Origin of the sequence: Yaniella halotolerans DSM 15476, assembly GCF_000420805.1 — a bacterium.
GTDB classification, from domain to species: domain Bacteria; phylum Actinomycetota; class Actinomycetes; order Actinomycetales; family Micrococcaceae; genus Yaniella; species Yaniella halotolerans.
In genome coordinates, this window is record NZ_ATVQ01000005.1 from 60366 (window position 1) to 85784 (window position 25419).

Consider the following 25419-nt stretch of genomic DNA (forward strand, 5'->3'; position numbering starts at 1 on the left):
AGGTGTTTCATTAATGGCTCTGGCTCCTAAACAGTCGTCTCGCCGATTCGACGTCTTACAGAAGCGCCTCGATGAACTTGTTCAGCAGCAGCGTCATCGTAAACAACGTGAGATCAGCTATCGAAGTCTCGATAAATTCGATCCGATAGAACAAATTACGGCGGTTAAATCTAAACCTGTCAGTGATCGCCTCCAGTATGCTTTTACAGCACCTGCAGGCGACGAGCTGCGTGCAGCCATGCTCGAACAGATTGCCGAGCTTCCCCCGACAAGTAGTGGAATTGCCACTAAGCCGTTTAACACCAAGATCGGGATCATCTCTGATCTCTTCTTGTTCAAGAGTTTTGACGGTTTGGCTGACTTCTACCCAATATATCCTGGCAACTATGAGCAACATGCTGACATTGATATCTTGCTACTGGTCTCTACGTGGCGTGGTGTCGATGATATATCTTGGAAAGGTGTCACAACTAAGCGCAGTGAGAAGCGAGCGTTGCTGTTTGACGAAATACTGCCGTTTTACCGGACGCTTGATATTCCCATTGTCTTTTATTCCAAAGAAGATCCACCGAACTACAATCATTTTCTACCATTTGCTCAGCAGGCCGACTACATATTCACTTCCGCAGCTGAAATGATTCCGAAGTATCAAGAAGACTGCCCCGAAGCTCGCTTAGTCGATGTGCTTCCGTTCGGTGTGAATCCAAAGAATCACTCTCCGATTGGGAGCCGGCAAGGCACTATTAATTCGATTGTGCCCTTCGCTGGTTCATGGTTCAACCACAAATATGACGACAGAAGTCGTTGGGGCGGGGACATCTTAGATGCGGTAAATGCTTCAAACGACTACAACTTGCTGGTCTTTGATCGTAACTCGCACTTGAACGATTCGAGATACCGATTTCCGAATCGATTTGCACATTCCATCACACCGGCGATTGACCATCAGTCGCTCTTAGACATACAACGAATCGCAGACATCAGCGTCAATTTGAACTCGGTACAGAACTCTTCATCGATGTTCGCCAATCGAGCTATCGAATTGCAAGCCCAAGGCACGTTTGTTCTGAGCAACTATAACGTTGGATTGAACTCTCGTTATCCGCACGTTCATCTAAGCAACGGTTTTACCGATACATTGGCTGCTTTAGATTGCCTAACAGAAAGTGAAATTCGGGAAATCCAAGCGGATGGAATTCGAACTGTCTTTTCCAACGATCTAGCAATCATGCGCATTGCAAAAATTATTCAAACTGTTGGTTTAAAAGCTGCAGTATCAGAACCACGCGTCGTGATTGTTGCACAGGACTACGATGAACAGCTTGCCCGAGATCTATCCCAACAGACTTATGGAAATATTGTTGATGTTCTTGAAGCTTCGGTTGATCATCCCACCAAAACCCCAGTTGAGCATGCAGAAATCCTCGTCCACGTAGACACGCAACATGAGTATGCTCCCACACATGTTGAAGATCTCGTCAACGCTTTCCGCTACACGGATGCCAAAACAGTCAGTAAAATTGATCGAAGCTCGCAAGTTAGCTTGGACACCCGCCGACATTCATATTCGGAAGTTGAAAAGTTCCAAGGACTGGGAGCTGAGTTTGTTGGTGAATTAGCAAACGATGTGATCCCTCGGCCTGGATATTGGGTTGATGAAATCGGGGTCAGTCGCAGAGATGGTGCCATAACAGCGGTGAGCAAACAAGGCACGCCCCAAAACCCCGCCGTTTTGTCTGTCGTCGTGCCCATTTACAATAACGGGCCGCATCTACTCCACAAGTGCATGGCCTCGCTTCGTCGGTCAAGTATCTTCGACCAGATGGAGATTGTGCTCGTGGATGACGGATCTACCGACATTGAGACGATAGAAGCGGTTAATAAGCTTGAACGCGAGTTACGCTGTGTCAAGGTTCATCGGTTTGACCAGGGAGGTTCAGGCAGCGCGTCGCGGCCTCGGAATAAGGGACTCGAACTTGCCTCGTGTGACCATGTCACGTACCTGGACCCCGATAACGAGGCTCTCAATGATGCCTACGTGAAGCTACTACATACCGTTATCGAGTCCGGAGTAGATTTTGCAGTAGGGGACATGACTCGTTGGCGCGGTGCTAATAGTGCCGTGAAGTATACGAAATTCTTGCAAACCCGGTTGGGGCTGGATGGCCATATTGGTCTTGGTGGGCGAGAAGCTTTAGTAGACATGCAATTTATGCCGATCAGTATTCAGGCCCTTGTCGCTCGGACAGACTGGTTACGAAGCACCGGTATCAACCAACCGATTGGTGCAGTAGGCCAGGATTCTTACTTTTTCCAACAGATGCTGTACTATGCTGACAAATTCGCCATTGTGAAAACCCCAGTGCACACTTATTATGCCCAGGTAGAAAATTCGGTGGTCAACACAGTTAATGCCAAGTTTTTCGATAAGTATCTTCCACTTGAGCGTGCTCGGAGCGAATGGCTGGTTGAAGTCGGCCTGCTGGATGCATATCGGCAGACTCGAATGGAAACGTTTTTTACCGGATGGTACCTGCGTAAATTAGCGGATGTTCCATTCGACCAGCGGTCGCAGGCGATCGCGACAATTGCCAAGCTTGGGAAAATGTATGGCGATCATGAGTGGGAGTCTGAGGAAGCTCAAGACTTCTGGAACGCCACTATCTCGGAACTGGAACCGTATAGCGTGAGTGGAGATAACGAGTGATGGCGCATCAGGGCTGGCAACGGCAATATCTTGCTGCACTTTTAGCCTCCAAACAACATACGGTCCGGGGCTTTGAAACTGTAGACTTTTTTATATCCATTGCCTCAGAAGATCGAAATGGTGTTCAAGAGTTACTGTTGCATCGTCTTATTCCCCGAATCCAGACGATCTCGGCAGCCCTAGCGTTAATAGACTCCTTACGTGCTACCGGATGGGACAGTTATGCGCCACGTATCTTGGCGAGAATTTCAGATACAGAAGCTGTCACTAGAGAACAACCAGAACTGGCTGAGTATTTTCAAAAGCTGCGGGAAAGCCGTGGATACACTACCTACTCTATTAAAGACTGGCGTTTACTGAGTGACGACACTAATGTGAAATTTTCTGGCGCTCCTGTGTGGGCCGATAACACCACATCGATTTCCGAGGTACTTCCCGGATTCGATGAGCAGAGCTTAGGGGTCGATGAAGTCGACAGTATTCTGCAGCATCTTTTTGAAGCGGATATTCGTCTCTTCCAATTGGGCATCATAATATTCTCAGGTGCCCAGCATGAGTGGGCAGCTGTCCTACATAACGTTACTTATGTCCCATACTTGGAAATAGATACCGCGCCCAAGCCAGAAGTCGATGAACTTATCGAGCACAGCCCTGCCACTCTATGGGCGCCACATTGGCAGATTCGTATTGCGCCAGATAGGCTTCAGCATTGGCGAACATATGAAGCGCATATGGCGCAAGATCTTCAGGGATTAGGAACAGCAACGATCCATGATCAGGTCAGCATACTGCTGGCTCTTTCAGGAATACTCAGAGAGGGTATCAGTTTATCCCCTATCGACGCAGGACTGGTCGAAGCACAATTCTCGTCGCATCCTATTTGGGGATTTCGTAACCGTGAGTTCTCGGCTGCAAGAACGTCCTTCCAAGCAGACGACGTCCGCGCAGTGGCACTCGGGTTTCTCGAACAATTGCCGGATACGAAAAGGGTGGCTGAGTTCCGTTCAAGATTAGCCATGCATCTTGTCGCACAGGCATGGTCGAGCCGTAAGAGTGCATCTGCATTGACTGCGGATAACGGGTTCTATAAACACGTTATCCGAGTAGCCCAACTGTTTGATCAGAACCGATTCAAAGACGCGAAGATTTACATTAGTGAATGCACATACGGATCGGAACCAATATTCCAACACTTTTATCGAGAAGCAAGCGCCGCGTTAGAGCTCTTCGATATTCTAGATCATCTGCCGAAAAGCGATAGTCCGACGACAGGGGCTCATCCCGGAAAGATTCTCTGTGTGACCCACGCTTCCGTACCGGACCAGACTGGCGGGTATGCAATTCGAGCGCACGGGATTCTGCAGTCATTGAAGAGCCATGATGTAGATATCACAGCAGTTACCAGACCAGGGTTCCCCTACGGTTCACGAACAGAATCATCTTCCGTCGTCGTCGATGGCGTTGAATACCATCGTTTGCCGTCGACGGGCGTGACCCGGAGCCATGGTGAAATTCAGCACATGCTCTCCTTTGTCGAAACCTTCAAAAGTTTTTTTGAAGAGCATGGGATTGGTACGGTTCATACCCGTTCTACTTTTCTTATTGCCCTGCCGGCCTTGATCGCTGCTCGACAGCTCGGTCTCAAAGTTCTCTACGAAGTCAGTGGACTTTGGGAGCTCGTATACCGAGATCGCGAAGAGGAAGCGCATCTGTTGAAACGGTCTCCCTTCGCTGAACTAGCCGAAACAATCACTATGACGCAGGCTGATCAGCTCGTGGTGATGAATGATGCAGTCCGACAGATCGCTATTGACCGCGGTGTCTCAGCCGAAAGAATCCACATAGCTCATAATGCGGTTGACGTAGAGAACTTCCAACCCTTGGTACCCGCTAGGAATGAGACGTTTACCATCGGATATGTAGGGAGCTTTGCCGATTATGAAGGGCTCGACGACATTGTAGACGTGGTCCACGAACTCCGGTCGCAAGGCGTGCAAGTTCATGTGACTATGGTGGGGGATGGGCTTCGGTTCGACCACATTCGTTTACGAGTGATTAATGAGGGTCTGGAAAGTAACTTCACATTGACTGGTCGTGTGCCCCATGAAGAGGTCGTGCTGTACTACCAAGGCATGGATGTACTTGTGTATCCACGATTGTCTACAGGAGCGACAGAGACCATCACACCGCTTAAACCTTTCGAAGCGTTGGCATTGGCGAAACCGATCATTGTTAGTGACGTTAAACCGTTGAAGGAAATTGTCGGTGACAACGAGCGTGGTCTATTTTTTAAAAGCGGCAGTGTCACTGATTTCGCATGCATAATTCGCGAGTGCATGGATAACAAAGAACGTACAACGAAGTTGGGCAGAGCTGGGCGGCGATGGGTGGTTGAAAATCGCAACTGGGAAAAGGTAGTTGAAGTATTCCGTCATTCCTATGGAAGCTTTACTCCACTGGATTAGTCTTCGACCGTAGCGGTCTAACGGTCTAGCGGATCCGTGCAAACGATCTCTTATGGTTGAACCCAGGTCCAGGAGATCGGCATCGCGCCCAGGGAACTTTTCAATTCTATTTAGCATTTTCACGGTTTGTACTTGTACCGTGATTCAATATGTCGTCCGAAACAGAAGTTACACCCTTTCCGCGAGGCTTCATTTTCGCCACCTACCCACTATCCCCGCCGCCAACATATGTGGAAGGCCCAGTTCTTGAGAATTTTTACCTACACCCTTGGACTAATGTGGATGGCACTAGCGATGAGGGTATTTTTGTCGTTACCATCGGGCATTTGGTACCGACGAATAGCGAGTTGCTAGGTCGGTGAATATTCGCAGTTTTTAGAGCCGGTGATGGTGCCGTTGAGAGCCACCGGATTGTGAGGGCGTTGGGGTTGTTCAGAGCCGTCAATGGTGTCTTTGAGAGCCACTGGGGTTTATGCTCCTTCCGTCATGTGCCAAACCCACATGGCGGAAGGAGTATCTCAAATGGTACGCAAAATACAAGCGAAGTTGGTCCTAGAACTTCGCGCGCAAGGGCTCTCAGCGCGTGCGATTGCTGCCGCCCATGGCATTTCGCGCAATAGCATCGCGGAAGTCTTCGATGCAGTCGATCGGGCTTACCTGGATTGGGACCGGATCGCTGATTTATCTGAAGATGAGGTCTATCACCTGGTGTTTCCGGGGCGGGGCGAGCATATCAGTGTTTATGCTCAACCTGATTGGCATGCGGTGCATAAAGAGCTGGCCCGGGTCGGGGTAACCCTGAAACTGCTGCATAACGAATACGTCGATGACCACGCGGCAACGGGCCAACCGGTGATGGGTTATGACCGGTTCTGCCGGGTCTATCAGAAATACGTGCTGCAAGCCGGGATCACTTCCCGGGTCGGGCATAAGGCCGGTCAGACCGTTGAAGTCGACTGGTCTGGTCCCACAATGCAACTGGTTGACCCGGTCACAGCCAAGCGGCAGAAGGTGTATTTATTCGTTGGGTGTTTACCATTTTCACGATATGGGTTTGTCGAACCCACGTTGGATATGCAGCAGAACACCTGGCTTGGCGCCCATGTGGCCATGTTCGAATTCTTTGACGGCTCCGTGCCCCGGATCGTCTGCGATAACCTCAAAACCGGAGTGACGCAGCGTCCACGGGAAGGCGAGGTTGTCCTCAACGCCGCGTATCGTGAGCTAGCAGGGCATTATGGGGCAGCAGTGCTTCCTGCCAGAATCCGGGCGCCAAAGGACAAATCGAGCGTGGAGAACACGGTATGGCATGTCGCGACTGAGGTCATTGCCCCGTTGCGCAATCAGACATTTCATTCCTTGGGAGATCTGCGGCAAGCTATCCATGAGCGACTGGCCGAATACAACCAGGAGCCGTTCCAGAAGCGTGCGGGCTCACGGTCAAGTGTGTTTGCGGCTGAGGAATGCCCAACCTTACGACCACTGCCGGCTGTCGCCTACGAGATCAGCGAGTGGGTGTATGGGCGTCGGGTAGCGCGCAATGGTCACATCACCTGGGCTAAAAACTATTACTCGGTGCCCTATACCCAGGTCGGCGAAAAAGTCGATCTGCGCATTACCGCCACCGTGGTCGAGATCTATCGTGGCAGCCAGCGGGTGGGATCGCACCTGCGATTACCAGCAGAGGTAGTGCATCAATATGCCACGCATGAGTCAGATCTGCCACCAGGGCCGGGCTATCAGCGTTGGGATCAGGACCGGATTCGAGCATGGGCGGCCAGGGTCGGACCCAACGCTGAGACCGTGATTGATCGGATCTTTGCCAGCGTGGCTGTGATTGAACAAGGCTTTGATCCAGCACTTGCGGTGTTGCGGTTAGCCAGACGCTTCTCGCACCAACGCCTCGATGCTGCCTGCGCGATAGCACTGGCCAGCCGGGTCCCATCACCACGGTATGCGCATCTGCGTCCCATCCTGGACTCTGGCCAAGACAAAACCGGAGAAATCACCAACCATTACCACGATGCCATCGACACCGCCGGATACGTACGTGGTGGCGACTACTACGCAGGAGAATCCAAATGAGCCAACTCGATACCGAAACCCGCCGCAAACTGCGTGAGATGGCCGCCGGCCCGCTGCTGGATGCCCTGTTGGCACAAGACGACACGATGACCATGAGCATGTCGTTTGAACAACGCGTGGGCCTGGCCGTAGATGAAGCCCACAGCGCTTTCACACATGCCAAAGTCCAAGGACTCATCAGCAGAGCCCAACTGCGCTACCCCAACGCCGATCTACGGCGTGTTGACCTGTTAGAAGAGCGCGGCCTCAACCAGCAGGTACTGGCTCAACTGGCGACCTGTTCGTTTATCGACCGGCGTCAAAACGTGGTCTTTCAAGGCTTTAGCGGTTCTGGTAAATCCTACCTCGGTTCCGCACTGGCTAAACAGGCCTGCACCATGCGCATCCGGGCCCATTACATCAGGATGCCAGATCTGCAGGAAGCCTGGATCCAAGCAGCTGATAAGCCCCACGGCCAAGCAAAATTACTCAAAAAATATGCCAGCTTCACGATGCTGGTCATTGATGAATGGCTCCTGGATATTCCCGATGAAGCCATGCGCAGCATGCTCTTGGAACTGCTGGAACGCCGCTATGACAACACCTCGACCGTGTTCTGCACCCAATACGCTCGAAAGGACTGGCACCAACGCCTCGGATCAGGAGTACACGCGGATGCCATCATGGATCGGATCGTGCACAACACGATATGGGTCGAAACCGGAAGTTACAATATGCGTGAGCACATAGCCATGACTAATCACTAACAATCAACCGGTGAGAGCCAGTGGCTCCCAACAACACCATCACTGGCTCTCATCGGCACCATCACCGGCTCTCCTTGGCACCAACAGGTGGCTCTAAACACCCCGGATATTCAGTCGGCCTGTTGATCGATTGCTTGTAGCACTGTGCAAAAGTCGGGTTGCTTTTTTTGAGGCGCTCAGTGACTACGGCGGAAGGCATGCTGTTATTTTCGGCAACACGGGTGATTACAACGTGGTGAATGATGCTTCCGCCATGCAAACAGTTTTTTACTCATCAGGCGGGGGAGTTATAAGCTCCCATCCTCTTCTCGTGGAGAGAGCGCTGGGAGGTGAAGTTAGAAAAAATGATCTGCCTTTTCGCTATGGCTATCCGGGTAACCGGACGCCATACTCTCGTACCAAAATACTTACTGCTAATACCTACTATTCGATTAATCAGAATTGTGTAAAGCGATTTTGGCCGACGGCGCCGCTGGCTTTGAAAACAGTCGATGAAGCAGCAGTTAAATTGCTTCGAGATTCTACTTTCGCCCTTCAACAGATGGCTGAGGGACGTACCGTACACCTCACCCTGACTGCCGGGTTGGACTCACGTACTTTACTAGCGATTGCGCTAAATTCTGACATAAAGTTTAGTTGCTACACATATGGGGATGGTTCTGACACTAAAATTGATCGGCAAGTAGCTTCCCACCTGGCTGATAAATATGATATTCGACATACTGTCGTTGCCGATCGGGCGAACAGTTCGATACTAGATGAGCGAATCAACGAGGCACATTATTCACTTCACCATAGTCGTTGGGTCGGAGCATTAAGTAATCATTTTAACGATCCTGAAGCCATTTCAGTGCTTGGTAATCTTCTGGAGATAGGCCGTTTGAATCATGGCCCGTCTCGGACGAAGGGTAAACCTCCGCCAACCACGGCTTTTGCCATGTCCCATAACCAATATGTCCTAATGGGTAAAGCTGTAAAGGATGCGATCGAAGACTCTGGCTACGATAAATTCTGCGCAATTTCGGAGGCTTGCTTTCGAAGCTTCATTGACGAAACTCAATTCAACTCAGGTGGGTACCCCCTAGATGCATTTGACCAATTTTATTGGGAGCATCGGATGTCTACCTGGCAGGGTTACTCCATGGGGGAGCGCGATTTTTATTCTGTACCCTTTATTCCCTTCAACTCCCGGTCAATATTCGAGGCGATGTTAGGGGTTCCGAGTAAACCTCGCCATAGCGACGCTATCGCATACAGAACTATTGAACTTGTTAATCCGTCGTTGCTCGACATCCCGATTAATCCTAAAGCATGGCCTCTCCGGAAATGAGTGGAGGGAATAAGACGGATCAAAATGCTCTACTCGATCTGCGGATACTTTCCTGGCTGCAAACTTCTCTTGCTTGGTAAGAAAACACACTCCCGCCTAAAGGGTAGCGCTGAGAGAAGTCAAGGTCTCGATTAATCAGCCGATATGGGTCAGGGCTGAGAAATCTTCTTGACAAGATCTAGCGGGGCAAGAAAAAAGTCTAGGACTTTATTTTCATCCATAAAGTTCAAAAAATTCGTGCTATAGGATCGAGCAAAATCGGCCGAAAGGTGATGATGATCGAACCTAGTGATGAGGTTGCCTACCATGCTGTAGCAGCGTTTGTCATCGCAAATCCCAGGTACTGGATCATAGAAATTGATTGATGAGGTGCCGGACTCAGCTGCCGAAGTGAGAATCGTTCCCCGCCCGCCAACGACTTCTTCGGACGGCGTCGAACACGCGTCAGCTATGTTCTCGGGGCTGGATTCGATACAGGTAGGACCATTGAGTTTTTCGAAGTGTGGTACTTCACCAATGACTACAACTTCTTTGCCTGCATCGTTCCATTCTTGCCACATATCAGTGAGGGCATCCACCGCTAGTTGTTCAGAAGTGTTTCCGGACTCATCATAGAATTCTCGGTCAGTCGGCGAAGCGGCGGTAACGACCGCTTCGATATTGTCGTTAGTTTGGAATTCTTCAGATGCTTCTAGAATAAATTCTTCACAAGCTTGAGACGCCTCTTTCCCCGCTTGATCGGCATCAGGTTCCGCACTTGATAAGGGAACGGGAGTGCATCCGCTTTTTGTGTAGCCTTGAATGTTCCAGTTGTTTGCTTGTCCCACTTCGTCAAACATCGGCAGCCAAGCACGTGCATGCGAGTCTCCGAAAACGGCAATGGTCAAGTCTGCAGATTCTTCAGGCGCTCCAAGACTGCAAGCCGCCCCGTCGAGATCAGTGGTTCCGTCGGGCACGATACATTCTGTATGAGCAGGCTCTTCTAGTTCTTTTTGGACTTGTGTTGGTGGTATTTTGGGTTTGCCTTCGAGTCCTTTGTCTTCGCAGTTGTTGAGTAGGGCGTTGGCGCCGGTGCATTCTTCGATGGCGACTTCTTGGTTGGTGTCTGGTGCGAGGATTTGTGGGATGAAGAAGGTCAGTGCTGCGATGATGGCCATGTTGGAGGCCATGAGTGTGAAGGCACGTTTTGGTACTTTGAAGGGTTTGGCGTGGCGTAGGGGGTCTTCGATGAGTCGTTGTGATGCTGCTGAGAGGAGGAAGGTCAGCGCGATGAGCCCGAATTTGTAGGGCCAGGTGAAGGGGTCGAGTTGGTAGGTGGCGACGATGATCAGAGGCCAGTGCCAGAGGTAGATGGCGTAGGACCAGTCGCCCATGCGTAGTGATGGTTTCAGTGAGGCCCACCAGTAGATGCCGGTGATGGGTTGTGTTGAGCCGTAGCGGAGGAACAGTGCTGCACCAATGACTGGTAGCAGGGCGGTGTAGCCGGGGAAGGCGGTGTTGCCGTCATAGGCTAGGGCGGCGATGACGATGGCGATGACGCCGGCCCAGCCCAGGAGGTTTTGGAGTTGGTGGGGCATTTTAGTTGCGGCGGGCAGCATGGCTAAGAGGCCACCGATGGAGAATTCCCAGAAGCGTGTGGGGGTAACGAAGTAGGCTTGGGCGGCGTTGTAGTTGGTGTAGAGCACCGAGAAAATGAAGGTGGCTACGGTGATGCCGATCAGTGCCCAGATGAAGATCTTTTGAGTGTCGATGCCCGAGCCGGGTTTGTTTTTACGTAGGAATTTAGTCAGTAGGTAGGTGCCCAAGAGCAGCAGCGGCAGTACGAGGTAGAACTGTTCTTCAATGGAGAGGGACCAGTAGTGCTGGACCAGTGAGGGCTCGTTTTCGGCGGCCATGTAATCGACTGAGTCGGCGGCTAGTACCCAGTTTTCAACGTAGAACAGGGAGCCTAGGATTTGTCTGACGTTCATGCCCCATACCGTTTGGGGCACGAAGAACAGCATGGCGATGACGCTGACAATCAGCACGGTGAAGGCTAGGGGGAGTAGGCGCATGACGCGTCGGGCCCAGAATTTACCGAGCGCGATTGTTCCGGTAGATGACAGTTCTCTGTAGAGATGCCCGGTAATCAGGAAGCCGGAGACTACGAAGAAGACGTCGACGCCCACAAACCCGCCACTGACGTGGTTGGGCCATAGATGGAACAACAGGACAAGGCCGACTGCTAGGGCGCGCAGTCCTTGGAGCTCTGGTCGAAACGAGCTGCGAGACGGCGCGGAGGTCTCCCTAGCTGTAACTGTTTGTGTGGGCATTCTTTGAATGTAGCCTTTGTTCTTTTATACGGTCAAACAGACTAGCTTATTTACCAGCGACTTCACAGAAACCACAAAGAAAGTGGTGTGGCAAGGGAACTTGGCTGTACGTGACCTGATAATTAATGTAGAAGGTTTCTTGGACTTTGGACTTTGGATTTTAGTTCATTTGCCAAGCAATCTTTTGTTCGATGAGTGCTTCCTTGGTTGCAGCCAACAGTTGTGCGCCCGCTTTGTATTTTTTTTGAGCCATAAATTTGGTGTAGCGCCAGTAGGTTTTGGTGACTACCTCTGGCTCACCGTCCATTACGAGCTGGCCTTGTTCAATCCAGATACAGCGATTCGTCATGCTACGAATGGTATTTAGAGAGTGACTGACTAAGAACACACAACCCGCCTGTGCGCGGAGTTCATCGATGCGAGCTTTAGTACGATCGCGGAATTGAGCATCCCCAGTATTGAGTGCCTCATCGATAATTAGGATCTCTGGGTCCATGCTGGTGGCAATCGCGAATTGAAGACGTGAGGACATGCCGGAGGAATATGCCTTGAGTGGTAGGCGTAGGGCGCTTTCCGAGAGTCCCGAAATTTCAATGACCGAAGGTCGCTTATTCTCGACCTCATCTCGAGTCATCCCCATAGCAAGACATCCCAGGGTGATGTTATCGTGCCCGGAGATAGTTTTTACTAAGGCAGCGTTGACACCAAGCATGATCGGTGTCGAAGTGGCATATATGGTTCCTGACGATGGAGGGAGATGCCCTGTCAGCATCTTCATTAACGTCGACTTTCCTGAGCCGTTTGTACCGATAACGCCTACAGCTTCACCAGTTCGTACAACAAGAGACAACGGTTTGAGCGCTTCAACGTGTTGCACGGAGACTCCCGTCGCTCCACGCATGCGTTGCCATAATGTCCTGTCTTCCGTTTGCACACTTGCTGTGCCGACGGTATAGACCTGGGACGCTTCGTCAATTACTACAACGGGCTGTCCCTGGGAAAAGGGTTTCTCAACGGTCGTCACTAGCGTTCCTCCCGTCCATAGGTTTCTTCTCCTTGCCAGAAGATGATGGATCCTGCGACCAATAGACCGACGGTCCAGGAGCCTAGAACGAGCCAGCGCATAGGGTCAGGCCAGGCGTCGTAAAGTAAAACATCGCGAGTCATATCGAGTATGCAAAATAGGGGATTCGCGTACATAAAGGTCAATACGATGGGTAAGTCTTCGAAGCGTTCCACACCGTAGAATATGGCAGAAAGGTACATCCAAATTCGGGTACCAAAAGTGATGATGTGACTAAAGTCGTTCCACACAGTGACGATTCGTGCCAAGACAAGACTCAGACCAAGATTAAAGAGAAATTGTATTGCAACGATTGGAATAAACATGAGCCATTTCCATGAAATTGGCTCCAGCGGCGGGATGATCGCAATGAGTCCAATCATCGTGACAAACGCGATCATTTGGCGCATTAGTTCGCGAACATTGATCGCGATCGGAAGGGTCATTCTTGGAAAATTGAAAGCAGTCACCAGGGATCGGTTACCGGAAATGGCCTTGGAACCAGCAACAATGGCGGACACCGTGAATCGGTACATGAAGACACCGATGATGAGATAGGCTACGAAATTCTCTATCCCGCGTCCGGTGCCGAGCATGATACCGAAAACCAGGAAATAGGCCGCACCATTGAGTATGGGGTTTAAGACAAGCCAGGTTTGACCAAGGCTGTCTTTTGCTGCGTCGCCTGCAATGCGAGACCGGGAGTCAAATATAATAAAGTGACGGAATTCCCAAACCTGTTTTAGGTATGTCCAAAAACTGGGGCGGAAACCGACCTTGCTGAGGTTTGAAGCATTGATCTTGATATGCTCTATGTCCCCGGCAGATGATGGTGTTGACGCATCGTCGGTTGCCATATAGATTCCTTTCAACGACTACCGAACAGCATTGTTCGTGTATCCAGAGCCCAGGCTGTCTTTCCAAGCTTCAATACTTACACAGATTGAAATAGCGTGGTTAATTCGACCACCGGGCACCCGCTATAGCCTACCAATCGGCTGGAGACATTAGTGGTGTGTGCTTTCGCGCGTGTAAGTCACCTGGCCCCACGCCTAAACAGACTAGACTATCGTAGCGAAACGGTTTTACACAGTCTGGCTAAGACGCCTCAGCACTGATGAGCATCCGTTATAGCGACTGTTTTCACTATGTAAGGATCGCCTTGAAGAAAATTATGCCCATTTACGGGACTCGCCCTGAGGCCATCAAGATGGCTCCTATCATCAAAGCGCTGGAAGCTTCGGACGTATTGAAGCCAGTTGTAACTGTGACAGGGCAGCACCGAGAGATGCTGGATCAGGTTAATGAGCTGTTCGAGATAGCGCCAGATTATGACCTAAATATTATCCAGCCGCGTCAGACGTTGAACGCGGTCATGGCTAAAAATATCTCTGGCCTGGACGAGATTTTAGAAGAGGTCGCACCTGACGCGGTAGTTGTTCAGGGTGATACGACTACCTCTACTGCTGGTGCGATTGCTGCATTTAATCGTGGTATCCCTGTAGTGCATGCCGAAGCAGGGTTACGCTCATTCAATATTTTCTCGCCGTTCCCAGAAGAGGCGAACCGGAAGATCACCACACAGCTCGCTTCGCTGCACCTAGCGCCGACTTCAGTCTCACGCGATAACCTGCTGCGTGAAACCGTAACTGCCGAAGATATTTTCGTCACGGGTAACACCGTCATTGACGCGTTGTTTGATGTGGTGGACAAGAAAGTACCCTTCGATGACGAAGCTCTGAAGAATACTGCTAGTGAGGTCGCTGACGGTAAGAAGGTGGTTCTCGTGACAACTCACCGTCGCGAAAACCAGGGCGATGCCATGCGCGGCGTTGGAAGGGCCCTCGGCCGCTTAGCTGATGAGCACTCAGACGTGCTCTTCGTATTGCCAGCTCACAAGAACCCCGTAGTGCGTGAAGCTGTGCTGCCATTCATCGAAGGCAAAACCAACGTAGTAGTAACAGAGCCACTTGCCTACGGGCAGTTCACCCACCTCATTAGCTTGTCCAGTGTTGTGCTGACAGACTCCGGCGGTGTCCAAGAAGAGGCACCGGGATTGGGTAAACCAGTTCTGGTCATGCGTGAGAATACCGAACGTCCTGAGGCAGTAACGGCAGGCACAGTTCGACTCATTGGTACCGACGAAGAGCGTGTCTATAACGAAGTCACCACACTGTTGACGGATGACGCCGCGTATAACGCGATGGCTGCTGCGGTTAATCCCTATGGCGATGGTAAAGCAGGAGAACGAACCGTGACCGCGATTGCAGAACTCCTTGGAGTTGGCGAACGCATGACCGAGTTCGACGATGGTCTAGGCAACTAAGGCCCCGGCCCAAATCTTCCTGCATGTACCTCAAAACACTGACAATCCGAGGATTTAAGTCCTTCGCATCTAAGACCACGTTTGATTTCGAGCCAGGCATCACTTCCGTTATCGGACCGAATGGCTCGGGTAAATCAAACGTGGTCGATGCATTGTCATGGGTTATGGGGGAGCAGGGAGTTAAAAACCTCCGTGGCGGCAAGATGGAGGATGTCATCTTTGCCGGTACGTCTGGTCGTTCTCCATTGGGGCGTGCCCAGGTAGAACTTACCATTGACAACGCGGATGGCACGTTGCCAATTGATTATTCTGAAGTCACTATTAGCCGTACGCTATTTCGGACTGGTGGTTCCGAATACCAGATCAATGGTGAAGCAGCGCGCTTACTGGATATTCAGGAATTATTGTCGGATTCGGGTCTTGGCCGTGAAATGCACGTCATTGTGGGTCAGGGTCAGTTAGATCGTATTCTCCAAGCTACGCCCGAAGAGCGGCGAGGTTTTATTGAGGAAGCTGCCGGGATCCTTAAGCACAGGAGAAGAAAAGAACGGTCCGAACGTAAACTCGATTCTATGCGTGCCAATTTGGACCGCATTCGGGATCTGACAGATGAAGTACACCGGCAGCTCGGGCCGTTGTCCAAGCAAGCAACTACGGCGAGAAAAGCACAACGAATTCAGCACGATGTTCGCGATGCAAGTGCCCGCCTACTTGCCGATGAAGTTGCATCGCAAGCTAAGCGTCTTGAAGAACTGGTTCATAGTGATTCTGACTTGGAAAAGCGTCAGCGCCAAGTATCATCCCAGCTAGAAGAAGCCGAGAAAGCCTCGGAACGACTCTCTGAACAGTTGGCACAAATTTCGCAGGCAGCCTCGATCGCTCGAGACCACCGGTATCAATTAACTGCGCTGGCAGAGCGTTACCGTTCGTTACAGGCGCTGGCGAATGAACGTTACAAAACCGCATCTCGACCGCCGATGGCATCTTCGGGACTACCCCCCGAAGATGCAGAGAAGCAATTGGATGAAAATCTACACAGCTTCGAATCGAGTCAAAACAAGGTGCAGGCCTTGTCTCAAGCGCTGAGTGAGGCGGAGACAGTGCGTGATCAAGCCGAACGTCAGGCTCGAATCTCACGCGACACGCATACCCAGCTCGTGAAGGAAGAAGCTGATCAGCAAAAGGCTCTTACCGTAGCGGAGAGTCGTAAGAACTCCGCCGAAATTAAATTGAATTCACTCACTTCCGAATATGAGCGACTTCTTACATCAGGCACTACCAGCTCGGACACAACCACTGAAATTGATCATGAGGTTCAAGAGCAGGAAACGAACCTCCAGAACGCTGAAAGACTGCTTCAAAGCCACGTCACAGACCAGGAGTCTTCCAAAGCAACTGCTGTAGCTCACAGAAAAGCGGCCACAGATGCAGAGTTAGCAGTAAACCGATCGAAGGAACAACTTAGTGCAGCGCGTGCACGTGTAGAAATTCTAGAACAATCCCTACAGCCGGCATCTGGAACCTCGTTAGCCGCCCTTAAAATCCATCAACCTCTCGACGTTTCAGAGATAATAAACATCGAAGGTGGGTGGGAGACGGCAATCGCAGCTTTGCTTGCGGGATCAACTGACCGTGCTTGGCTTGCTAGCTTCGATAGCGCTATTTCGGGCTTGGCCACGCTGCAAAACCAAGATGTGTCGGATATTCGAATTTTCTATCCAACGTCACATTGGGACGAGCCTTTGTCCGATACCGAGAAACTGGTACAAGCCAGCGCCGTGGTTTCTCCTCGACTGGAGGCGACTACCGCTTACAAAAACCTGCGGTCATTCTTAGCATCAGCGGTACTTGTCGAGGATCTGGAAGAAGCTAGTGTGCTTGGTAGCGACGCCTTCTTTGAACGGCACCCAGAAGTAAGAATAGCGACCCGAGCAGGTCATGTATTGTCGGCATCTTGCATCGATTTTCATGGTGATGGCTCGGTCAGTACCTTGGAACGTCGTGCCGAATATGATCTAGCAGTCGAAGAAGTCAACCGAATGACAGCTGTCGTCGAAGAGTCAGTAGTTGAACAGACAGAGGCTTTCCAGAGTTACCAGGATGCTCAGCGAACCGTGGATGATGCCAACGCTGAGATCCAGGCGCTACGTTCGAAAGTCGCTACATTCCGCGAGCGTATAGCAGTTCAAAAAAAGACGCTCGAGAAGCAGCATGCAGCACAAGAGCAATACGAAACTCAGCGGGTGAAATTGCATGAAGACATTGAAAAGGCACGCAATGCCCTGACTGAAGCGATGGATCATTTTGAAGCGGTGCAGGCTGCTTCCAATTTCGCAGCCGAGAGTTCAACCGGGGTTGAAACAGCAACCCAAGCCCAAAATGATGCTGAACAAGAAGCTGCCAAGTCCAGAGCCGCAGAGACAGAGGCTAGACTAGCGCTGCGCACGGAAGAAAATTTCAAGCAGCAAGCTGAGCAACGAGTTGAGCAATCCCGTAGAAGACTATCTTCCGCTAAGATCGCGCAGCAAGAATATCAACGCGCGCTCACTAGGCAACAACGTGCGGTGCAACGTCTCGCAGCGTTAGCTTCTGCTATTGAAACTGCTATTCAACGCATAGACACAAGCGTGCAGCGTGCCGATAATGACTACCAAGAGCTCGAAGAACAACGGGAAGCTCTAGTAGAACAATCTGAGGGTGCAGAACAGACTAGTAACACGTCACGCCAGCAACTTACAAAACTGCAGGAACAACTTCATCAGCGGCGCCTGCAACGCCAAGAGCATGAGCTGAAACTAGAGCAATTACATGAACGATCTTTGAACGAGCTTGGTTATTCGCATCAATACTTGGTCACTAACTTTGGACCGCACCAGCCGATCTACCTCGAAGAAGAGAGCACATCTGAAGCCGTTGCCTTTGACCGGAAGGAACAAGAGAAGCGGTTACGTACTGCTAAGCGCAACCTTAGTGCACTGGGGAAAATTAACCCGTTGGCGCTGGAGGAATATGAGGCTGTCCAGGAACGGTATGAGTATCTCACCAGGCAACTGTCGGACTTAGAAGAGTCGCGCCGGGACTTGCTGAAAATTATTGAAGATGTGGACGCTACCGTGCTCGAGGTATTCACTCAGGCATATGAAGACACCGCAGCACAGTTTCAGCATGTATTCGCAACACTATTTCCCGGGGGAGAAGGACGCCTGTCGCTTACCGAACCTGACAACATGTTGGAAACGGGCATCGAGGTTGAAGCTCGGCCCGCAGGCAAGAGAGTGAAGCGATTATCGCTGCTGTCCGGGGGAGAACGATCCTTGGCTGCAATTGCCATGCTCGTGTCTATTTTCAAAGCGAGGCCGTCGCCGTTCTACGTTATGGATGAGGTCGAGGCCGCGTTAGACGATACTAATCTGACGCGCTTACTCACGATCTTTAGAGAGTTACAAGACGATTCTCAGCTGATTATCATCACGCACCAAAAACGAACTATGGAGATCTCTGATGCGCTCTATGGTGTCTCGATGCGTGGTGACGGAGTCTCCCAGGTGATCAGCCAAAAGCTGGATCACGTCTCGTCTGAATGAGTGTCGGAATCTTTTGTCGATGACGCGATTTTAGGAAGCTGTCCTGTTCTAGGTCCGTTCGGCCCAACACGCACGTTGGTTTCTGGAGCGAAAACCCAAATAAGACCCGCAGCGGCGAGGATCAAGGCGGAAATTCCAAAGCCTAACTGGAACCCATAGATGTCTACGATCCAGCCTATGAAGAGCGGACCGATAATTGAACCAACGTCCGATGCCATTTGAGCAGAAGACATGACCGTTCCGGCTTTTCTTTCTTGCCCAACGAGGTCTGCAATGGAAGCTTGCTGTGGAGCATTCAACATGCCCGTGCCAGCGCCAGCTACGAGCGAGGCAATGAAAAACAGCCACGGATTCGTCATGAAGCCGAGTACGCCTGTTCCCACAGCCGCAACCATAAGCCCACTTACAATGAAGGGCTTTCTTCCGTATTTGTCTGAATATCGGGATAGGAATGTGACTGCAAGAACGTTTCCTACTGCGAAAATCGATAACGCCACAGCTGCCGTTTGCGCTCCGTCTAAAACAAACCCTGTGCCGGCGAAAGCTGAAGCTGCGAAAAGGGGCATGATCGCATTACGCACGCCAAATGTTGCCCAACCATTGGCGAAAAATGAACCAAGGGCAGCCTTATAAGAGTTGTCTTTAAAGGCTTCTGCGAAAGACCAAGGAACTCGTTCATCAACTATTTCGTGGCGCTTTTGTCCCTTGCGGCGGTGTAATCCGATATACACCACCAGCGAAGCAACAAGTAATGAGCTGCCGTATATCAAGAATGGAGCTCGAGGCCCAAGGCCAACGAGTAGCCCACCCACCAGTGGGCCAGAAATGTTTCCGATGAGAAAAGCTGAAGCATATGCACCTGAAACTCGGCCTCGAATACTTGGCGCTGACTTGGCCGCAAGGAATGACATGGCGGAAACGGTAAAGAGGGTTGAGCCGAAGCCACCGAGCCCTCGGAAAATCAGCAGCTGAGAATAGGTCTGCGCAAAAGCTACTAAAAACATGGAGATGCCCACGATGGTTACTCCCGTGATATACACAGGAGATTCACCGAAACGTGTGGTGGCTCGGCCAGATAAGGGCGCCAGGATGAGACGGGCCAGCCCAAAGATTGATACGACCGCCGAGACACCGAATGCACCGACGCCGAAGGACTCAGCGTAGGAAGGCAAAACCGGAGTAATAATTCCGAAACCAATAGCGATAATAAATGCCGCGGAGATAAGAACGCGAATTTCACCAGGGATTTTGAGTTTCTCGGGGGACACAGACATATAGGCCATTATCTCATGCACGAAACTATTTGGAACTTAGTTCACTGTGCCCGTGGCATAACAAAAACATTGCACAAGGTGAAAAGTGTGCCAAACTATATCGTGTGGAACTTCTGATCATATTTGCTTTTCTTGCACCCGTCATAGTCGGTGTCGGTTCGGTTGTCGCACTCGACCGTCCGATGCCTGAACCGAAAGTCCTTGAGCCCGAAGCTCCGGCTCCTGAGCCGGCATCAGCACCGGTTCAGGTCGAAGAGCCAACAGTCGAAGAAGCAACTGTTGTTGAGCCAGAGCCAGAGCCAGAGCCTGAAGCTGTTGCTGAGCCTGAGGTAGAACTCGAAAAGCCAGCACCAGCTGCAGGCCGTTTAGCTCGATTGCGTGCTCGACTCGCGAAATCGAATAACGTTTTCTCCAAAGGGTTGCTGGCTTTGCTCGCCCAAGACGACATTGACGAAGATGTCTGGGATGAGATTGAGGAGACGCTCCTCATGTCGGACCTCGGTGCCGACCCCGCGATGGAGTTGGTTGACCGCTTGAAAGAGCGCGTAACTATCGAAGGCGCTCACGAGACAGACTCAGTTCGTGAGATGTTGCGCGAAGAACTCATCACCATGGTTGATCCATCGATGGATCGTCGCCTTGCAGCAACCCGCAAAGATGACAAGCCCGCGGTCATGATGGTCGTTGGCGTCAATGGTGTTGGCAAGACGACCACTGTTGGAAAATTAGCCCGTGTTCTGGTCGCCGAGGACCGGAATGTCATTCTCGGCGCTGCAGATACGTTCCGCGCAGCTGCTGCCGAACAGCTCACTACATGGGGAGAGCGTGTCGGCGTAGAGACCGTGCGGTCTGACCAAGAAGGTGCAGATCCTGCGTCGGTTGCTTTCTCGGCAGTAGAGGAAGGCATCAAACAAGAATCTGACGTCGTCCTGGTCGATACTGCAGGTCGCTTACATTCAAAAGCGAACCTCATGGAAGAACTCGGCAAGGTAAAACGTGTAACCGAGAAACAAGCCGAGGTCGGCGAGGTCCTCTTGGTCATTGATGCCACCACGGGACAAAACGGGTTGGCTCAAGCCAAAGTGTTTACCGAAGCAGTCAATGTAACCGGTATTGTTCTTACCAAAATGGACGGTACGGCCAAAGGCGGTATCGTGGTAGCAATCCAGCGACAGCTCGGGGTCCCGGTCAAGCTCATTGGCCTGGGCGAGGGTGCTGATGACTTAGCTCCATTCGAAGCCGAAGCGTTCGTAGATGCGTTGCTAGCAAGCTAGAACTGATTTGCTGCAAGATAAATGCCATGCAGTAACTGTGTACCTGGACTGTGACTTGATAAAGTGATGGGCCAGGTACCATTTTACGCTCGAGAAATCCGACTCGAGCGGAGTCGACAACAAGGATTTATCGCACGTGTTCAATACTTTGACGGAACGTCTATCCGCAACCTTTAAAAACCTTCGTGGTAAAGGCAGGCTCACAGAGGCGGATATTGATGCAACAGCACGAGAAATACGTCGTGCACTGCTCGACGCTGACGTTGCAGTCCCTGCCGTGCGTCAGTTCATCAAACAAGTAAAAGAGCGTGCGCTTGGCCAAGAAGTTTCAGAAGCGCTCAACCCCGGTCAACAAGTGGTCAAGATTGTCCAGGGCGAGCTCGAAGACATTCTTGGCGGTGAGACCCGCAAAATTAACCTCGCCAAGAACCCGCCGACCGTCATTATGCTCGTCGGGCTGCAGGGCGCTGGTAAAACTACGCTTGCCGGGAAGCTGTCCAAACATCTAAAGCAAGAAGGTCACGCTCCACTACTGGTCGCGGCTGACCTACAGCGTCCCAACGCGGTCAAACAGCTAGAGGTCAATGGCGAACGTGCTGGTGTTCCGGTATATGCCCCACATCCTGGCGTGTCGTCGGAACACGAAGACCCCACGGGCGATCCCGTACAGGTTGCGACCTCCGGCTTAGAAGAAGCCAAAAACCGTCAACACGATATTGTCATCATTGACACGGCTGGCCGTCTGGGTGTTGACCAAGAGCTCATGCAGCAGGCATCTGATATTCGTGCTGCCACAAATCCTGACGAAGTACTATTCGTTATTGACGCGATGATTGGTCAGGACGCTGTCGCTACGGCTCAGGCCTTTAACGAAGGCGTTGGCTTTACTGGTGTCGTCCTGTCCAAGATGGACGGCGATGCCCGTGGTGGTGCTGCGTTGTCCGTTAAGTACATCACCGGTAAACCAATCATGTTTGCCTCAACCGGTGAAGACCTTCGAGACTTCGAAGTCTTCCACCCAGATCGCATGGCATCGCGAATCTTGGATATGGGTGACGTTATGTCGCTCATTGAGCAGGCTGAGCGGACCATGGACAAGTCTCAAGCCGAACGTATGGCGCAGAAGTTTGCAGATCAAGAAGATTTCACGCTTGAAGACTTCTTGCAGCAGATGCAACAGCTGAAGCAAATGGGCTCCATGAAGAAAATGCTCATGATGATGCCCGGCGCTCAGGACATGAAGAAGCAGCTCGATCAGTTTGACGATTCGCAAGTGAATCGCATCGAGGCCATCATTCAGTCGATGACTCCATACGAGCGCAATGTGCCGAAAAGCATTAACGGTTCACGCCGTGCACGTATTGCAGCCGGTTCCGGTGTTCATGTTTCTGAAATCAATACCTTGCTGGAACGCTTCCGCGAAGCCCAGAAAATGATGAAGAAAATGGCCGCTGGCGGAGGCATGCCTGGAATGCCAGGGATGCCAGGTGGTGGCGCCGGCGGTGGACGTCGCAATCAACGTAAGGGCAAAGGTAAAGGCAAAAACCGGAAGCAGCAGCGCTTCGGGAACCCAGCACGTGCAGAAGCCGAAGCACGCAAAGAGCAAGAACGGCAGGAAGCTAAGAAGGCCTCGCAAGATATCGGATCGGCTTTTGGTGCAGGAGCGGATCCCAAGAACTTCGATCCGTCTCAGCTTAACTTGCCGAAAGGTTTCGACAAGTATCTTAAGTAGATTTAATATACTTGAAATCGCTTCTAGTAGTTCGAAGTAAAATTACTGTGCAGTGCATATACAATCGCTGGAGTTTGTCATTCTTGAAAACTCTTCGAGCATTCATCCATAAAATACTGCGTACAGTTAGGACGATGCAAAGTTTGCACCGCCCCAACAATATTGGTTTGGAGTAAACCACGTGAAAGATCTCGTTGTTATTGGCCAAGGATACGTTGGTCTGCCATTATCACAAGCTGCTGCAAAGGCAGGGTTCAAAGTAACAGGTTTGGAAGTTAATCAGGACGTCGTAGACGGCCTAAACTCTGGTTCTTCACATGTGGAAGACATCTCCGAAAATGACCTTCGAATCATGCTTGAAAATGGCTATCAGGCCACGACTGACAATTCTGTCATTCAAGAAGCTGATGTCATCGTGATCTGCGTACCGACCCCGCTGGGCGACGCGGGGCGACCGGATTTGTTTGCTGTTGAGGCAGCAACTGAAGCAATTGCGCAACATCTCGTCAAGAAGTCGCTTGTGGTCTTGGAATCGACGACATACCCGGGTACAACAGAAGAGATTCTGAAGCCAGCGTTCGAAGAAAACGGTCGTCAGCTTGATGAAGACTTCTTCCTCGCGTTCTCGCCAGAACGTATCGACCCGGGCAATAAGATATACAGACTAGAAAATACGCCGAAAGTCGTTGGAGGAGCGTCCAGCAAATCGGGAGACCTTGCCGTTGAATTCTATAGTCAATTCATCGAGGAAGTCGTTAAGGTCAAAGGTACTAAAGAAGCCGAAACCGCAAAGCTTCTTGAGAATACCTACCGCCATATCAATATCGGACTGGTTAATGAAATGGCCAAGTTCAGTCACGAACTTGATATCGATATTTGGGAAGTCATTAAAGCCGCGAAGACCAAGCCATTCGGCTTCCAAGCGTTTTATCCAGGCCCCGGTGTTGGTGGTCACTGTATCCCGATTGATCCGAGCTATTTGAACTACTCTGTGCGTAAAGCCCTGGGTCACCCTTTCCGGTTCGTCGACTTGGCTGAAGACATTAACAACTCAATGCCAAACTACGTGGTGCAGCGAATACAAGATCTCCTGAATGAACACCAGAAGTCCCTAAAAGGGGCCAAGGTCCTCCTGCTCGGGGTGAGTTATAAAGCGAATATTTCTGATCAACGTCATTCACCCGCGATCCCAGTAGGACAGGGCCTCGCTGATAAGGGCGCGGAACTGTCATATCATGATGCCAACGTGGCGAAATGGCAGCTAAACGGTGAGGAGCTCGAGTCTGTAGCTGGCTTAGATGAGGCAGTACAGTCCGCTGATATTGTCATTCTCCTGCAGGCCCACAGGGAATATGATCTTCATGACATTGGGAAAAAGGCAAAGTTGTTCTTTGACACTCGTGGAGCCACTGACAGTGATGAGGCCTACGTTCTGTAGGTAATACAACACAGGATTGGATTATTCTCACGCTTTTCTGTAATAATAGTCCGGTACTGATCCATCACTTCAGACAACCCTCTAATTGCTGAAGTATGAGTCCGTCGGCGATGTATCCCGGCACCTGCCCCCAGGTTAATGGGAATGATCGCAAATTTAATATGAAACAGGAGCACCCACAAAAGTGGCCGTAAGAATCCGTCTAAAACGTTTTGGTAAAATCCGTTCCCCACACTACCGCGTTGTAGTGGCAGACCAGCGTTCCAAGCGCGATGGTGCTGTTATCGAAGAGATCGGTATATACCATCCAACCGAAGAACCATCGGTTATCAAAATTGAATCTGACCGTGCGCAGTACTGGCTAGGCGTTGGTGCACAGCCTTCGAAGCAAGTCACCGCACTGCTGAAGTTGACAGGCGACTGGCAGAAATTCAAAGGCGAAAAATACGACGAGTCGACTATGAAATACGCTGCCGAAAAAGAAGCGTTCGTAGCACCTGCCAAGGGCTCTGTCGTCGTCCCTGAGGCCATCACACCAAAGAGCGATGACGCGAAACCTGAAGAAACCGTTACTGAAGCCGCCGCTGAAGAAGAAAAGACTGAAGAGGCTGCTGAGTAGTGACCATGTTGCAAGAAGCATTAGAACACCTGGTCCGGGGAATCGTTGATTACCCAGAGGACGTACAGGTTGATCTTCGCAACAATCGTCGTGGAGAAATGCTAAGTGTCCATGTTCATCCTGATGATCTCGGAAGGGTGATTGGGCGTAAGGGGCGTACCGCTAACGCACTGCGTTCCGTTGTTGAGGGACTTGCAGGTTACTCTGTGCGTGTCGACGTAGTCGACACGGATCGCCACCGTTAAAGGCTATTAGAATAGACCATCTAACCAATTCATTTGGCTAGATGGTCTATTTTTATTACTGCGTATGCACCGCTATGAAGATTCTAGCCGTATCTATTGGAGAGTAATCAGTGAGATCGAGCCTTGTAGCTAGATTTAGGTCGTGGTTAAGAAGCTTCCAAGTAGATGGGTTGCGAGGGCCAGGCGGCGTAGGTCGTTTACCTTCCTCACTTGTAACCC

Annotated in this window: 16 protein-coding genes; 12 read left to right on the top strand and 4 right to left on the bottom strand. The window is 51.0% G+C overall.

The annotated features are described in order from the left end of the window. Window positions 1-13 precede the first annotated feature (13 nt). The 5 genes from G583_RS16060 to G583_RS0113045 all read left to right on the top strand — a co-directional run bounded on the left by G583_RS16060 (window position 14) and on the right by G583_RS0113045 (window position 9333). Window positions 14-2707 (top strand): glycosyltransferase, encoded by a 2694-nt coding sequence (locus G583_RS16060; protein ID WP_022871617.1) that lies wholly within the window; start codon window positions 14-16, stop codon window positions 2705-2707. Further along, entirely contained in the window at window positions 2707-5172 is a 2466-nt protein-coding gene (locus G583_RS0113025) for a glycosyltransferase (RefSeq protein ID WP_022871618.1), read from the top strand. Before G583_RS16060 ends, G583_RS0113025 begins: the two co-directional genes overlap by 1 nt. Before the next feature lie 522 nt (window positions 5173-5694). Continuing rightward, window positions 5695-7257, top strand: coding sequence for an IS21 family transposase (gene istA, locus G583_RS0113035; protein WP_022871620.1), 1563 nt, complete (start codon window positions 5695-5697; stop codon window positions 7255-7257). Further along, window positions 7254-8003 carry an ATP-binding protein gene (locus G583_RS0113040; protein WP_022871621.1) on the top strand — a complete coding sequence of 250 codons (750 nt, stop codon included), beginning with the start codon at window positions 7254-7256 and terminating at the stop codon, window positions 8001-8003. Before istA ends, G583_RS0113040 begins: the two co-directional genes overlap by 4 nt. A 130-nt stretch (window positions 8004-8133) precedes the next feature. Beyond that, window positions 8134-9333 (top strand): hypothetical protein, encoded by a 1200-nt coding sequence (locus tag G583_RS0113045; protein WP_022871622.1) that lies wholly within the window; start codon window positions 8134-8136, stop codon window positions 9331-9333. 149 nt (window positions 9334-9482) lie between these two features. Here G583_RS0113045 and G583_RS0113050 read toward each other — a convergent pair whose 3' ends face one another. The 3 genes from G583_RS0113050 to G583_RS0113060 form a co-directional block, all read right to left on the bottom strand. Next, window positions 9483-11645 (bottom strand): acyltransferase family protein, encoded by a 2163-nt coding sequence (locus G583_RS0113050; RefSeq protein WP_084677397.1) that lies wholly within the window; start codon window positions 11643-11645, stop codon window positions 9483-9485. A 160-nt stretch (window positions 11646-11805) separates the two neighbouring features. Further along, a complete protein-coding gene (locus G583_RS0113055; protein ID WP_022871624.1) occupies window positions 11806-12669 on the bottom strand; it encodes an ABC transporter ATP-binding protein in 864 nt (287 codons plus the stop codon). Next, complete coding sequence (locus G583_RS0113060) at window positions 12669-13565, bottom strand: ABC transporter permease (RefSeq protein ID WP_022871625.1); 897 nt, start codon at window positions 13563-13565, stop codon at window positions 12669-12671. Before G583_RS0113060 ends, G583_RS0113055 begins: the two co-directional genes overlap by 1 nt. Before the next feature lie 305 nt (window positions 13566-13870). On the opposite strand from G583_RS0113060, the gene wecB reads away from it, so the two are divergent. Both wecB and smc read left to right on the top strand, forming a co-directional pair. Then, on the top strand, window positions 13871-15034 hold the full coding sequence (gene wecB, locus G583_RS0113065; protein WP_029629591.1) for a non-hydrolyzing UDP-N-acetylglucosamine 2-epimerase: 1164 nt from the start codon (window positions 13871-13873) through the stop codon (window positions 15032-15034). A gap of 23 nt (window positions 15035-15057) precedes the next feature. Next, a complete protein-coding gene (gene smc, locus G583_RS0113070) occupies window positions 15058-18618 on the top strand; it encodes a chromosome segregation protein SMC (RefSeq protein WP_022871627.1) in 3561 nt (1186 codons plus the stop codon). Here the strand turns inward: smc and G583_RS0113075 are convergent. Then, entirely contained in the window at window positions 18600-19892 is a 1293-nt protein-coding gene (locus tag G583_RS0113075) for an MFS transporter (protein ID WP_029629592.1), read from the bottom strand. The two genes, smc and G583_RS0113075, sit on opposite strands and share 19 nt — an antisense overlap. A 104-nt stretch (window positions 19893-19996) precedes the next feature. On the opposite strand from G583_RS0113075, the gene ftsY reads away from it, so the two are divergent. From ftsY to G583_RS0113100, 5 genes are all read left to right on the top strand, one after another. Beyond that, window positions 19997-21166 carry a signal recognition particle-docking protein FtsY gene (gene ftsY / locus G583_RS0113080; RefSeq protein ID WP_022871629.1) on the top strand — a complete coding sequence of 390 codons (1170 nt, stop codon included), beginning with the start codon at window positions 19997-19999 and terminating at the stop codon, window positions 21164-21166. 136 nt (window positions 21167-21302) lie between these two features. Beyond that, window positions 21303-22898: a signal recognition particle protein gene (gene ffh, locus G583_RS0113085; protein WP_022871630.1), complete on the top strand. Its 1596-nt coding sequence runs from the start codon at window positions 21303-21305 to the stop codon at window positions 22896-22898. A gap of 181 nt (window positions 22899-23079) precedes the next feature. Beyond that, on the top strand, window positions 23080-24336 hold the full coding sequence (locus G583_RS0113090; protein WP_022871631.1) for a nucleotide sugar dehydrogenase: 1257 nt from the start codon (window positions 23080-23082) through the stop codon (window positions 24334-24336). Window positions 24337-24520: 184 nt separating this feature from the next. Beyond that, window positions 24521-24955, top strand: a complete 435-nt coding sequence (rpsP, locus tag G583_RS0113095; RefSeq protein WP_029629593.1) for a 30S ribosomal protein S16 — start codon at window positions 24521-24523, stop codon at window positions 24953-24955. 5 nt (window positions 24956-24960) lie between these two features. Beyond that, complete coding sequence (locus G583_RS0113100; RefSeq protein ID WP_029629594.1) at window positions 24961-25200, top strand: RNA-binding protein; 240 nt, start codon at window positions 24961-24963, stop codon at window positions 25198-25200. The last annotated feature ends 219 nt before the right edge of the window (window positions 25201-25419 follow it).

What these genes read in the sequence shown, in the direction of transcription:
- G583_RS16060 (WP_022871617.1), top strand. Translation starts at nt 14, where the DNA reads ATGGCTCTGGCTCCTAAACAGTCGTCTCGCCGATTCGACGTCTTACAG.
- G583_RS0113025 (WP_022871618.1), top strand. Translation starts at nt 2,707, where the DNA reads ATGGCGCATCAGGGCTGGCAACGGCAATATCTTGCTGCACTTTTAGCC.
- istA (WP_022871620.1), top strand. Translation starts at nt 5,695, where the DNA reads ATGGTACGCAAAATACAAGCGAAGTTGGTCCTAGAACTTCGCGCGCAA.
- G583_RS0113040 (WP_022871621.1), top strand. Translation starts at nt 7,254, where the DNA reads ATGAGCCAACTCGATACCGAAACCCGCCGCAAACTGCGTGAGATGGCC.
- G583_RS0113050 (WP_084677397.1), bottom strand. Translation starts at nt 11,645, where the DNA reads ATGCCCACACAAACAGTTACAGCTAGGGAGACCTCCGCGCCGTCTCGC.
- G583_RS0113060 (WP_022871625.1), bottom strand. Translation starts at nt 13,565, where the DNA reads ATGGCAACCGACGATGCGTCAACACCATCATCTGCCGGGGACATAGAG.
- smc (WP_022871627.1), top strand. Translation starts at nt 15,058, where the DNA reads ATGTACCTCAAAACACTGACAATCCGAGGATTTAAGTCCTTCGCATCT.
- G583_RS0113075 (WP_029629592.1), bottom strand. Translation starts at nt 19,892, where the DNA reads ATGTCTGTGTCCCCCGAGAAACTCAAAATCCCTGGTGAAATTCGCGTT.
- G583_RS0113100 (WP_029629594.1), top strand. Translation starts at nt 24,961, where the DNA reads ATGTTGCAAGAAGCATTAGAACACCTGGTCCGGGGAATCGTTGATTAC.